This is a genomic window from Aeromicrobium sp. UC242_57, from assembly GCF_044452305.1.
Taxonomy (GTDB): domain Bacteria; phylum Actinomycetota; class Actinomycetes; order Propionibacteriales; family Nocardioidaceae; genus Aeromicrobium.
Genome location: NZ_JBIOAM010000003.1, coordinates 1,441,219 through 1,452,469, shown reverse-complemented (window position 1 = coordinate 1,452,469; position 11,251 = coordinate 1,441,219). Strand labels below are relative to the sequence as shown.

14 protein-coding genes and 3 pseudogenes are annotated in these 11,251 nt (G+C 69.3%); 4 read left to right on the top strand and 13 right to left on the bottom strand.

Annotation, left to right across the window (positions count from 1 at the left end):
• Nucleotides 1–63 precede the first annotated feature (63 nt).
• The 4 genes and pseudogenes from ACHMWU_RS19635 to ACHMWU_RS19620 form a co-directional block, all read right to left on the bottom strand.
• Nucleotides 64–417: pseudogene (locus ACHMWU_RS19635) on the bottom strand (sulfatase-like hydrolase/transferase); the annotation flags it as partial.
• Between the two features lie 118 nt (nucleotides 418–535).
• A complete protein-coding gene (locus ACHMWU_RS19630; protein ID WP_396046127.1) occupies nucleotides 536–2,026 on the bottom strand; it encodes an AI-2E family transporter in 1,491 nt (496 codons plus the stop codon).
• Nucleotides 2,023–2,817: a hypothetical protein gene (locus ACHMWU_RS19625; protein WP_396047032.1), complete on the bottom strand. Its 795-nt coding sequence runs from the start codon at nucleotides 2,815–2,817 to the stop codon at nucleotides 2,023–2,025. The genes ACHMWU_RS19630 and ACHMWU_RS19625 overlap by 4 nt, the downstream gene beginning before the upstream one ends.
• 76 nt (nucleotides 2,818–2,893) lie before the next feature.
• Nucleotides 2,894–3,100: pseudogene (locus tag ACHMWU_RS19620) on the bottom strand (hypothetical protein); the annotation flags it as partial.
• On the opposite strand from ACHMWU_RS19620, the gene ACHMWU_RS19615 reads away from it, so the two are divergent.
• Entirely contained in the window at nucleotides 3,080–3,259 is a 180-nt protein-coding gene (locus ACHMWU_RS19615) for a hypothetical protein (protein ID WP_396047030.1), read from the top strand. The pseudogene ACHMWU_RS19620 and the gene ACHMWU_RS19615 overlap by 21 nt on opposite strands.
• A 291-nt stretch (nucleotides 3,260–3,550) precedes the next feature.
• Here ACHMWU_RS19615 and ACHMWU_RS19610 read toward each other — a convergent pair whose 3' ends face one another.
• The 3 genes and pseudogenes from ACHMWU_RS19610 to ACHMWU_RS19600 all read right to left on the bottom strand — a co-directional run bounded on the left by ACHMWU_RS19610 (nucleotide 3,551) and on the right by ACHMWU_RS19600 (nucleotide 4,685).
• Nucleotides 3,551–3,925: a cation:proton antiporter gene (locus ACHMWU_RS19610; RefSeq protein WP_396046125.1), complete on the bottom strand. Its 375-nt coding sequence runs from the start codon at nucleotides 3,923–3,925 to the stop codon at nucleotides 3,551–3,553.
• A 125-nt stretch (nucleotides 3,926–4,050) separates the two neighbouring features.
• Nucleotides 4,051–4,287, bottom strand: a pseudogene (locus ACHMWU_RS19605) (hypothetical protein); the annotation flags it as partial.
• On the bottom strand, nucleotides 4,245–4,685 hold the full coding sequence (locus ACHMWU_RS19600; RefSeq protein ID WP_396046123.1) for a cation:proton antiporter: 441 nt from the start codon (nucleotides 4,683–4,685) through the stop codon (nucleotides 4,245–4,247). The gene ACHMWU_RS19600 and the pseudogene ACHMWU_RS19605, both read right to left, overlap by 43 nt.
• Before the next feature lie 83 nt (nucleotides 4,686–4,768).
• Between ACHMWU_RS19600 and ACHMWU_RS19595 the strand changes: the two genes are divergently transcribed.
• Complete coding sequence (locus ACHMWU_RS19595) at nucleotides 4,769–5,284, top strand: hypothetical protein (protein ID WP_396046121.1); 516 nt, start codon at nucleotides 4,769–4,771, stop codon at nucleotides 5,282–5,284.
• A 433-nt stretch (nucleotides 5,285–5,717) separates the two neighbouring features.
• Here ACHMWU_RS19595 and ACHMWU_RS19590 read toward each other — a convergent pair whose 3' ends face one another.
• From ACHMWU_RS19590 to ACHMWU_RS19565, 6 genes are all read right to left on the bottom strand, one after another.
• The gene (locus tag ACHMWU_RS19590) at nucleotides 5,718–6,473 is read right to left on the bottom strand and encodes a LuxR C-terminal-related transcriptional regulator (protein WP_396046119.1); all 756 of its coding nucleotides are present in this window, start codon (nucleotides 6,471–6,473) and stop codon (nucleotides 5,718–5,720) included.
• Between the two features lie 137 nt (nucleotides 6,474–6,610).
• Nucleotides 6,611–7,063: a hypothetical protein gene (locus ACHMWU_RS19585; protein ID WP_396046117.1), complete on the bottom strand. Its 453-nt coding sequence runs from the start codon at nucleotides 7,061–7,063 to the stop codon at nucleotides 6,611–6,613.
• An 82-nt stretch (nucleotides 7,064–7,145) separates the two neighbouring features.
• Nucleotides 7,146–7,730 carry a hypothetical protein gene (locus ACHMWU_RS19580; protein WP_396046115.1) on the bottom strand — a complete coding sequence of 195 codons (585 nt, stop codon included), beginning with the start codon at nucleotides 7,728–7,730 and terminating at the stop codon, nucleotides 7,146–7,148.
• 88 nt (nucleotides 7,731–7,818) lie between these two features.
• Complete coding sequence (locus ACHMWU_RS19575; protein ID WP_396046113.1) at nucleotides 7,819–8,073, bottom strand: hypothetical protein; 255 nt, start codon at nucleotides 8,071–8,073, stop codon at nucleotides 7,819–7,821.
• A complete protein-coding gene (locus ACHMWU_RS19570) occupies nucleotides 8,070–8,657 on the bottom strand; it encodes a hypothetical protein (RefSeq protein WP_396046111.1) in 588 nt (195 codons plus the stop codon). Before ACHMWU_RS19570 ends, ACHMWU_RS19575 begins: the two co-directional genes overlap by 4 nt.
• On the bottom strand, nucleotides 8,654–8,998 hold the full coding sequence (locus ACHMWU_RS19565) for a hypothetical protein (protein ID WP_396046109.1): 345 nt from the start codon (nucleotides 8,996–8,998) through the stop codon (nucleotides 8,654–8,656). The genes ACHMWU_RS19570 and ACHMWU_RS19565 overlap by 4 nt, the downstream gene beginning before the upstream one ends.
• Nucleotides 8,999–9,937: 939 nt before the next feature.
• Here ACHMWU_RS19565 and ACHMWU_RS19560 point away from each other — a divergent pair.
• Nucleotides 9,938–10,390, top strand: a complete 453-nt coding sequence (locus ACHMWU_RS19560) for a hypothetical protein (RefSeq protein WP_396046107.1) — start codon at nucleotides 9,938–9,940, stop codon at nucleotides 10,388–10,390.
• Nucleotides 10,391–10,458: 68 nt separating this feature from the next.
• Entirely contained in the window at nucleotides 10,459–11,250 is a 792-nt protein-coding gene (locus tag ACHMWU_RS19555; RefSeq protein ID WP_396046105.1) for a hypothetical protein, read from the top strand.
• Nucleotide 11,251 lies beyond the last annotated feature (1 nt).

Genomic DNA, 11,251 nt, shown 5'->3' with positions numbered 1-11,251 from the left:
AGCCGTTGAGCTGAGCGTCTCGGCCAGGGGAGCGCAGCGGTCGGGACGCAGCGAGCTGTAGCCAGGAGCGCTGGTCGCGGATCTCGGTGATCCGCCCATGCCGACGGTGTGGTGGTTGCGGCCCGAGAGCAGTGCGGCGCGGGTGGGTGAGCACAGGGCAGTCGTGTGGAACCGGGTGTACTTCAGACCAGCCGCCGCGACTCGTTCGAAGGAGGGGGTCTCGATCGGACCGCCGAAGGCCGACGACGCGCCGAAACCGACGTCGTCGATCAGGATCACCAGCACGTGGGGCGCCCCAGCCGGGGGGCGGATGTCCTCGATCGGCGGATAGTGCGTGTGTCCGGATCGGTCGCGTCGTACGTCACCGTCCCCCGTAGCTGAGGTCTGGGACAGGCAGTGCTCCCCGCTGGACCGCATCGTTCGAACTCGCCATGATCGTGCTCCTGATCCGTCGACTGTGGTTCGCGATCCAGCGTGCACGGCGCCGTCTCCCCCGGCCTCACCTCTTGCCGGGTGAGCGGAGTCGTGTAGACCCTCACGAGGGAGGCGACCACGACGATGTTGAACACGATGAGCCCGCAGGACGAGTCCGCGCGCGAAGCTGGCCGGCGGCATGCACGTCGCCGTACCCGACCGTCGTCATGGTGCTGAGCGTGAAGTACAGCGCGTCGGTGCGGGTGCTCAGCCCGGCGACCTGATCGGGTTCCAGCTGTCGAGCAGGTAGAACGCCAGTGAGAACGACATGATCAGGAGCACCAGCATCATCAGCAGCACCCGAGCGGCGCGGCCCTCGCCACCGGCTCGTCTGTGCGCGACGCCCGAGCACCATCGCCCAGGCGAGCAGTGCCAGGCCGGCAGCGGTCGTCAGCAAGCTGACCGCGATAGCGGCGGCCGATCCGTTCCACTCGACCGGAAACGCGTAGTACGCGACCAGCAGACCGACGAGCGTCCAGGCCGGACGCCAGCGTGCCGCCGTGCGGTTCATGGCTTGACGTCGCTCGTACCGCCGGGCTGGCCGCTGATGAGGGGGCAGGCGCCACGTCCCGTCGGGATCGGCGTCGACCAGCACCGCACGGACCAGCAGGCTCATCGGAACCGCCAGCAGGGCTCCGAGTGGGCCGAGCACCCAGGCCCAGAAGACGAGCGAGAGGAACGTGAGGCTGGTCGACAGTCCGACCGCGTTGCCGACGTACCTGGGCTGGATGATCGACTGGATCACCAGGTTGACCGCGGAGTACATCACGATGACCCAGAGCATCAGGCTCGGTCCGCCCTCCAGCAGCCCGATGACCGCCGGCGGCACGACGCCGATGACGAAGCCGATGTTGGGGATGAAGTTGGTGACGAAGGCGAGCACGCCCCAGACGAAGGCCTCCGGAACGCCCAGCGCCCAGAGCAGAACCGTGTCGATCACCGCGACGATGAGTCCGAACACGGCCGAGACGCCGAGATAGCTCCGCGTGCCCTGGGCGAAGACGGCGAGCGCGTCGACGAGCTCAGGACGGTGCCTGCGGGCCTGGGCAGTCAACGCCGACACCTGGGCTGAGTCGAACGCGAAGAACAGCAGCAAGGTGATGATGAAGAACAGGTTCGACAGGATCGACGCGATGCCCTCCATGAACGATGTCGCCACGCCGAGGAGCCGGTCGATGTCGAGGGATCCCGCGACGGACTCGACCTGCGACGGAGCGACGCCTAGGTCGTGCAGCCACGCCCCCAGGTCGTCGACGAACTCGTCCACGTCGGGCGCGTAGGTAGGGATCAGTGCGGCGAGGCGGCCGACCGACACCACCAAGGCCAGGGTGAGACCGAGGATCAGGACGTAGGCCAGCGCGACCACGACGACCGACGCGGCCCACGACGGCAGACGGCGCCCGATGACTCCGCGCAGCGGGTGGAACACGATCGTCAGCGCCAGGGCCAGCATGACCGGCCCGACGATGCCGCTGGCCGACCGGAGGCCGGCGACGATGATCACGATGCACGCTGCGCTGAGCAGCAGTCGACTCGTCCGGGTCAGGGTCATGGTGAGCTCCTCTGTCGGTGTGCGGCGTTGCGCAGTCCCCGCGTGGCTGGACCGTGGCTGAGCAGCCCCTCGGTCACGAGCGCCACGACCACCGCGAGGATCACGATGGGCATCTGGCTGGCGGCAGCGTCACCGAGCAGCAAGGTCACCAGGACGACGCTCGTGACGGGCAGGCCGGTGACCGCCATCCCGGCAGCCATGCCGATCGCGATGGCCGGGAGCACGTCGAGACCCGGGAGCAGCGTTGCGGCGAGGACCCCGACGACACTCCCAGGAACAGGGCGGGAAACACCGGCCCGCCTCGGAAGGTGCCCAGGCACACGCCGTAGGCGATCGCCTTGCCCAGCAGCAGGGCGACGAGCGCGCCGGTCGTCCAGTCGTCGGGGGTTGCTGGCCAGGGGCCCGAGCGTCGCCTGGCCGGACAGGACGACCTCGGCGGGGGAGCGATCGGTGACGAGGGCGTACACGCACGCGGCCGCACCCGCGATGACACCAGCGGCGACGGTCGTCCTCATCAGATGGGTCGCGGCGCGAGCCGCCGTGCGGTGGCCCACGAGGTAGACGAGCCACGTGCCCACCGCGACCAGGATGGCCAGGGGGATGGTCCAGGCCACGGCAGCGGCCGTCAGCCGAAGCGGCGTGAGGTCGGGGATCGCGAGGCTGCCGATCTCGAAGCCGGTCCAGCGCCCGAGGCCGGTGAAGAGCAGGGCGCCCACGCCGCTGGACAGCAGGCAGGGCAGCACCACGATCATCAGCTGACGCCGGGCGAGTCCCAGCACCTCGAGGAACATGACCGCAGCGACGAGCGGGTTCCCGAAAGATCGCAGAGATCGCGGCGGCCGAGCCGGCCGCAGCAATGACGGTCGTGGCCGTGGTGTCGGTGCCTAGGCGGCTGTTGCGGACGGCCAGGAGTGCCAGTCCGCTGCCGACCGCGATGAGCGGCGCCTCGGGACCGACCACCGCTCCGCCCACGAGGCTCGCGGCCGCTGCCAGGACGACTCCGGGCAGCTCACTCGGTGGCGTGGCACCGGCACCGAGTCCCTCGACCGGGACGTGGCCTCCGTGTCCCGGCAGGTGCCGGATGGCCAGCGCAACAAGGAGACCGGCGAGTCCGACGGCCAGGATCGCCCACCACGCCGGCGGCTCGGCGAATCCGAGAGCATCGGGCAGATCGTGCCAGACGACGTGCTCGAGCTGGTGCACCGCGGCCAAGAAGCAGAATGCGACGAATGACAGGGGGATCCCCCAGGAGTCCCGTCGTGAGCAGGAGCAGCAGGTAGGACCGGTCGAACAGGGCGAGCGGAGAGTCATCGCCCCGGCCCTGGTCTGCGTCCATCAGCGGTCTCCGTCCATCAGCGGTCTCCTCGGACCTCATGACGAGGGGAGGCGCTCGTCTGCTCACAGCGTGGCGACCTGGCGGTGTGACAGGCTCACCCCGCACAGGGTGAGATCGTCACGACGAGCCGGGCACGGGTGTCGTGCGTCGACTCCACTCTCCGTACCGTCGCGCCAGCGGTGTCGCGGTCAGTCCGTGGGCGACGACGCTGAGCACGACCGTCGCTGCGATCGTGGCGATGACGTCCGGGCACCCGGGTGCCGGGCCAGCTCTTCGCTGGCGATCAGCGCGAACACGACCGAGGGCAGGCCGCGAGGACCGAACCAGCCCACGAACAGCACGGTCGGCCGCCGAAGACCTGATCCAGCGAGGCTCAAGGCGACCGGCACGATGCGCAGGGCAGTGAGCGACAGGATCGCGACGAGGATCGTCCGCCAGTGGACGAGTGACGACACGTGCGCGTGGGTGGCCGCCCCGAACAGCATCCAGGCCGCACCCGCCAGCAGGGCCGAGCCCAGGCGGGTGAGGTCGAGATCCCGCTCGGGCCTTCGCCCGGGAGACATGTGTGGTGGCGTACGCCGTGCCGGCGACGAATGCCGCCATGAAGCCGTTGCCCCCGAGCACGTCGGGCACCGTAGAAGCACAGTGCAGGGACGAGCAGCACAGCGAGTGGGACCAGCTGGTCATCGGCCCACCCGCGGGCACGGGCCAGGCGAAGGGCTCGTCCCGCGCCCAGCCCGACCGCAGAGCCGTAGACCACCCCGATCACGACGGCGAGCACCGCGCTCCGTGCGCCGTTACCGTCACCGGTGCCGGCGGCTGATGCGATCGCGAACAGCACGACTGGCGTCGCGATCCCGTCGTTGAGGCCGCTTTCCAGGCTCAGGAGTCGGCGGATCCGGGCGGGGACCGCCGGATCCTCCACGGTCGCCGTGCTGAGTGCCGAGTCTGTGGGCGGAGGGCCGCGGCGAGGACCAGGACCAGCCACACGTCAAGGGTCGGGAACAGCAGACGGACGAGCACGAACGTGCTGATGACGGTCACCGGCAGCGCGACCAGGAGGAGTCGTGCCGTCAACGACGGGTCGGTGCGCAGGTCTTTCGGCCTCAGCTCTGCTGCGCCATGGAACAGCAGCAGGGCGAGCGTCGCCTCGGCCACGGCCCTGATCGCGCTGGCGTCGAGGTCGTCGAGCCCCGTGCTGCTCAGCGCGAAGCCAGCGAGCACGAACACCATGGGCGGTGACACGTTGACCCGGCTTGCGCGGGCCGAGACCGCGACGAACACGATGACGACCGCGGCGAAGACAGCGATCGTGGCCGACATCGTCTGGTCGAACGGGATCTGGTCGAGTGGTCAGTCCCACTCCAGCTGGGTCGCCGTGCGTCGCCACCGCGTAGATCACGAGGATGTCGACCGTGATCATGATCGCCGACCACACGGGATATGCCGACAGGAACGCCAGGTTGACGACCGCGCTGAGCATCGCCACGACGATCGCCACGAACTCGTGCCCAGGTGGCACCGGCGAACAACGCTGCGCCGGCTGCCGCGATGAGGATGCCGAGCAGCAGGTGCACCCACCCCCATGCGGTGTAGTCGGCCTCGACGACCAGGCCGCCCGACGAGACCAGGAAGTACTCGTCGTTGAAGAGCGCCACGAGGCCCGCTATCGCATGGAAGATGCCGAGCATCACCATCATGGTCGCGGCGAAGAAGATCCAGCCGTACCAGCCGCTCCCGCGGCGGGCAGGTACTGCGTGCCACTGTCTGCTGAGCTGCTGCGTCGCCATCTCGGGCTCCTCTGTTCGGGGATGTGCCCCCAGCATCGGGAGGTCGTGGCCAGCGGACCTCACCCGTCGGGGGTGACGTGTCGGCGGGGCGCCGCGGGCACCGTGGTCAGATGGAGCATCACGCCCAGCTGACGGCCCCGAATCGCTCTACGAGGTCGAGCTCGCAGCCAGTGCGTCCGACTCGTTCGCGCACACGATTTCCTCAGCTGCCGACGCAGATCACGGGCGGACAGACTGCGCTGCGCCAGCAGATCAGGAGCGCTGCACAGCTCGACGACTTCTTCGAACGCCTGCAGGCCCTCGGACTACGGATCGACGAGCTCCACCGGGTTGCCGGGGACGGTCGACGAGGTCGACGTGTACGAGGTCCCGGATCGCCGGGGAGGTCAGGCCGCACCTGGTGCAGCACCTCAGCGGATTGCACTGCTTCACACCCGGATCGACCGCACGTCAAGGTCGTGACGATGGCCGGCCAGCCTGCACCAGTTGCGCACCTGCACCGACTGCGGTGCCAGCATCCCACCGGGTCCGGCGGCTCGGTGCAGCGTCCTGGTGTTCGAGGCTGTCAGAGCAGTAGCTGCCGCCCTCGCCGTACTGCGTCGACACGGCGATTGACGCACAGCTTCGCGAAGATCCCCTTGACGTGCGTCTTGACGGTGTTGGCCGAGACGTAGAGCGCTCGTGCGATCTCGTCGGTGGAGCACATCTGGCGAGGCAGCTCGAGCACCTGCACCTCACGTTCGGTGAGCGCAACCGCCACGGCATCAGCAGGAGCGCCGGGCGGGGTGAGCGTCGGCTCAGACCGTGGAGGCCTGATCGCGGTCGCCTCGTGCAGCCCCGTCAGGACGCCGCGATACGTGTGCAGCAGGACCGGGTTGCTCGTTCGACGAAGGGTGCGCAGCCAGGACCAGTCCCACAGCAGCGGTGCGCGCAAGCCGTCAGGTGAGGCGGCCTGCAATGCCCGTTCGACGAGCGAGTGGCTCCGGGTCGGGTGCCCTTGCTGGTCGGCGATGCGGGCCTCGAGGATCCAGGAGCGTATCTGCAGGCCGAGCGGTGCCTGCTCGAGCCCGTCGACGACGCTGCTCAGCACCGCACCGGCGCCCTGACGTCGGCCGATCGCCTGGCGTCCTACCGCCATGGCCACCGTCGCCTCCACCTCGGCGCCGGGCGGCAGCGGGGTCAGGGCCGCCAGCGCCCTGCGTGACTCCCCAGCAGCGACGAGCGCCTTGGCATGGGCCGCTGTCAGCACGCCGTGGGCCGAGCCCGTGCGTGCTTCGTGCCGGTCGTGGGCAGGTGTGGGCGAGCAGGCGTGCAGCCGCATCGGGCCGTCTCGCTCACGATCATGAGGCGGGGGCCGCCAGCAGGTGCAGCGCGATACCGAACCACGAGGGTGGCGGCCTCCGGAGCGGCGCCGGGACGAGATCCAGGAGGCGGTGGCACTCGTCGTGCTCCGCCCGTTCAGAGGTGCACCCCGGCGCGGGCCCAGGCGGGCGTGCTGGACGCCCTGCGCGGAGCGGTGCTCACCACGATGCTCACGGTCAGCAGGGCGAGGTCGGCATGGGCCTGCGCCTGGCGGAGCTCGCCTTGGAAGGCCTCGACGAGCGCCAGCTGACCTGCACAACGGTCAGGGTCAGCTGCGGCACGCCCGCCACGCATCCCCTGGGTCAGGGTCTGCGCCGCCTCGTGCAGGTGACCGTGAGCGGCCTGCAGCTCGCCCAGGTTGGCGTCGAGGTCGGCTGGAATCGACGCGGGTCCCGAGCGTCGCAGCCGCCCAGCCGCCTCCACGGCGTCGGTCGCCGCGATCAGCGGTGCTGCCAGCGTGCCGTCCGGCAGGATCTCGACGACGGCCGAACGGCGAGCGGCCTCCGCTGGCGCAGCGTCAGCACTGATGGAGTCTGATGGTCGGCGCATGGCCCTCCCAGTGGGCGTGACGGGGTGTGACCTCCATTGACGTGCGCGTCATGGTGAGAGCGGCGTCACCCTTCGAGTCATCTCACCCGGGTGAGATGAGCGATCTGCTGCGACCAGGCCCTGCTCGCGGCCGACAGCAACTGCCTCGGCTCGGGTGTGCACGGCGAGACTGCGGTGAGCGCCCGCGCGAGAGTGTGTCTTGACGGTGTTGAAGGAGAGAAAAGCCGTTGGCGATCTCGTGCAGGCTCATGCTGCCTTGGAGGAGTCGCAGGATGTCGATCTCCGGCCCGTCAGCGGTTCGCCCTGAGCGGCCGGTTGCTGTGGGCGCCGAGGTGGCGGCGTGCCGCTCCAGGCGGGCTCGCATCGCTGTCATGCCGGTCAGCACCGCCGCAACCGTAAGTCGACGTCGTCGAGAGCTGCCTTCGCAAGCTGGGCGTCCGGCCTCGGCTGCAACCCGGGCGTGGATGAGCAGGTGGTGGTTCGTGGCCCACGGGCCGTGCGACGAGGTCGTGCGACGCAGGACGAGGCCGAGCTCCAGCGTGCCGAGCGCCTGGTGGAGCTGCCCGGCGGCGGCATGCGCCTGCCCGGGAGCTGTGTAGACCAGTGACGCCTGGCCGATCGTGCGCGAGACCGTGCCGGTCCAACAGCTCGACGGCCAGCTCGGCACACTCTCGGCTGCGGGCCGAGTTCCCGCGCTCGTTCTCCACGAGCGACTCGGTCGCGAGCCCCAGGCTCGGACGATGACCGGTGCGCGGTCACTGTGGAGACGTTCGACAGCGCCGGTAGCGAGCGATCGAGGTCGCCGACGACACGTCGGCGTGGCCCAACGTGACCTGGGCCAGGGCGTAGAAGGGCGAGCTGCGGTCAGTCTCCAGCGTCACGGCTCGCTCGGCGCCGTGCAGCATCTGCGACGGGCCGCCGTAGCCGAAGAGTCCGTTGATCATGGCGATCGCCGACTCGACTGACTGCGAGCCGTCTGGCAACGGGCCGTGCGCGTTGAAGGCCCTCAAGGCGGTGAGACGTTCGCCCAGCGTCGGCCTGCGTCGCCTGTCATCGCAGCCAACCAGGCGGCCGTCACGGTCGTCGCGGGATCTGGTGGGTCCTCAGGTGACCCGATGGCGTGCAACCAGTACTGGACTGTCGCGATCCGGCCGGCGTCGACGTACTGGAGCCAGTGCTGCTGCACCAGGCGGGCGGCTGCGGGCTGGTCACCCGCAGCGATCGAGTGCTTGATCGACTCGTCGATGTTCCCGTTCTGGCTGAACCATCGCGCCGCGCGGTGGTGCATGCGGCGGACGTCGTCGGGATGACTGACCTCGAGCTCGGCCCGGGCGACCGCGGCGAACAGGGGATGGAACCGGTACCAACGGCCCTCGTCGTCGAGTGGCACTAGGAACAGGTTGGCCCGTTCGAGGTCACGCAGGATGGTCGCCGACCTGCTGAGCTCGAGCACGTCGTCGCACAGTGCTGCCGAGAACCGGTCGAGGATCGACACACGGATGATGAAGTCGCGGACCTCCGCCGGGTGACGGCTCAGCACCTCTTCCGTCAGGTAGTCGCCGACATAACGGTTGTCGCCGCTGAACTCGCTCACGAAGGCATCCGGGTGCTGGTGTCCCGGCCAGCGACAGCGACGCCAGGTAGAGGCCTGCGGGCCACCCCTCGGTGCGGTCCATCAGCATCGAGACGGAGGTGGCGGTCGAGTCGCAGGTTCCCGGGTGAACAGCGCCTCTGCCTCGGCCGCCGTGAAGCTAGGTCCTCCGCGCGGATCTCCGCCAGCGCCCCTGAGGCCCGCAGCCGGCCGAGACGGAGACCTGGATCGGAACGCGTCAGGATCACCAGGTGGGCCCGGGGTGGGAGGTGCTCGATCAGGAACTCGACCTGCCGGTGGCACGCAGCGTCGCGGATGACGTGGAAGTCGTCGAGCACCAGCACGATGTCTCGGTGCTGGCACTGAAAGCGTCGACGATACGGGGCAGCACCGTGCCGGGCGCGGTGTTGTCATCGCGTTTTCGTCGGAAGGAGCGGCTCGTTCCCACCGGGAGCCCGGCGCGTTCGACTGCGGTCGTGACATGGGCCCACAGCCGTCCAGGGTGGTTGGCCAGGGTCGAGAGATATCCACGCCGTCTCGACCGACGCTTCGGCGAGCCACTCGGGTCAACAGGATCGTCTTGCCGTATCCCGCGGGCGCGGCGATCAGCGTGACGGAGTGGTCGAGAGTGGTCTCCACCTTCGCGAGGAGCCGGGGCCGGCGTAGACCGGTCTGCGGGCGGCTCGCGGGGCGATGCAGCTTGGCGTCGAGGAAGGCGTCGACCGACGGAACCGGCGCGATGGCGCTGTCAGGTCCGCTGTTGTCGCCGCGCGCCATGGGACTCCCTCCCTCACGCCGGGGAGAGCCTTGCGGGGCTACCGCCACCCCAGACCGGCCTAGCTTCCGCGGCGTGCTCGATGCGTTGACCCTCATGGTTTCTTACTCGAAAGCCAACGCAGAATCAGTGTCGACCGGTTCGGACTTGAGCGCAAGACGCGAGTTCGTATATCGGCATATCGATTGACAGGTCGTTACTCCTCCTCGTTCCGCAGACCTGCGTCGAGGTCGCTCTCACGACGCACGTCGATCAGCAGGAAGCCTTCTCGACGCAAGGCGTCCAGCACGCCGTGCAGCTGCGATTCGTCGGCCAGGTCCGCCCGAATCGTGCTGCCGGTGACGTCGATCGTGACGCTGACTCCCTCGAAGTCCTCGAGCAGCTGCTGCCGGGACCTCGCCCACTGCTCGGATCTCGTACGCAGCTTCTCGACATGAGTGGCTCGATTCGTTGACAGGTGCGGTCAGGGCACCACCATGCGCGCCTGGCCCGCCGCGCACGTCACCCCTTGCGGGTGACGTTGGGAGCCCCGCTGCTGGCTCATCGTGGACCATGCCCAGCTCCCCTGAGCACGACCCCACGAGACTCTCCTCGTGACGGCGAGGCACGTCGAGGTTCATGGCGCCCCGTCGTCTCCGGGCTGCTCATCACGGTGGCGGCATTGCTGGCTCCGCTGGCGGTGCTTGCCACCTGGGCCGACGGTCAGATCCAGGACACCGACCGATACCTCGAGACCGTCGCACCACTCGCGAACGATCCCGACGTGCAGGACGCGATCGCCGTGCGCATCGAACAGGTCATCTTCACCTATGTCGACCTCGATGCTGCCGCCGACGAGCTCGTCACAGCCTTGGATCGACCAGGTCTGCCGCCCGCTGCCGCGTCGACCTTGCGAGCGTTTGCGGGGCCGCTGGCTGACGGAGTCCGTAAGCTTCGTCAGCGACCGGGGTCGTCGAGCTGATCCGGTCCGACAGCTTTGCGGAGGCCTGGCGGGAGGCCAATCGCACTGCCCACAGCGAGCTCGTCGCCGTGCTGACGGGTGACACCGGTGACACGGTCGAGGTCGATCAGGGGACGGTGACCGTCAACCTCGCGACCCTGATCAACGCAGTGAAGGGACAGCTGGCCGAGGCCGGCTTCGGCCTGGCCGAACAGATCCCCGAGGTCGAAGCGTCCTTTCCACTGCTCCAGTCCGACGACCTGTCCACGATCCAACGCGTCGTCAACCTCATCGACGGTCTAGCGGTCGTTCTCGTCGTGGCAGTACTTGGCCTGATCGCGGCAGCCGTCCTCGTCGCGCGCGACCGTTCGCGCGCCCTTCTGGCTGCCGGACTCGCCGTGGCAGCATCGATGCTGCTGCTCGGGGCGGCGCTCAACCTCATCCGACCGATGTACCTCGATGCCTTGCCAGCCAGCAGCTCCCCCAGCGGCGGCCGGGGCGGTATACGACAGCTGGTCTCGTTCATCCGGTTCGCTCTGCGCGGTGTGCTGGTCATGGCGCTCGCCGTCGCGGTCGGTGCCTGGCTGAGCTCCGGCCACGGCTCGGGCGCTGCCGCCAGACGACACCTCGGCAGAGCGTTCGACGCGGCCCGACGTGGCAGGGAAGGCGTCGGACTCGGCACCGGGCATGCAGGTGTCGTCCTCGCGGAGTACCGCGGCCCGATCCGCGTCGGCCTGATCGGCGCAGCGGCGGTGCTCTACCTCGCGCAGGACCACCCGACCGGGACGACGGCGCTGCTGTTCGTAGCGGCGACGGGGGTGCTGCTCGTGGTGCTGGAGGTGCTCTCGTCGCCCGCCGGTGCGGACCGGGCCTCCGACTGAG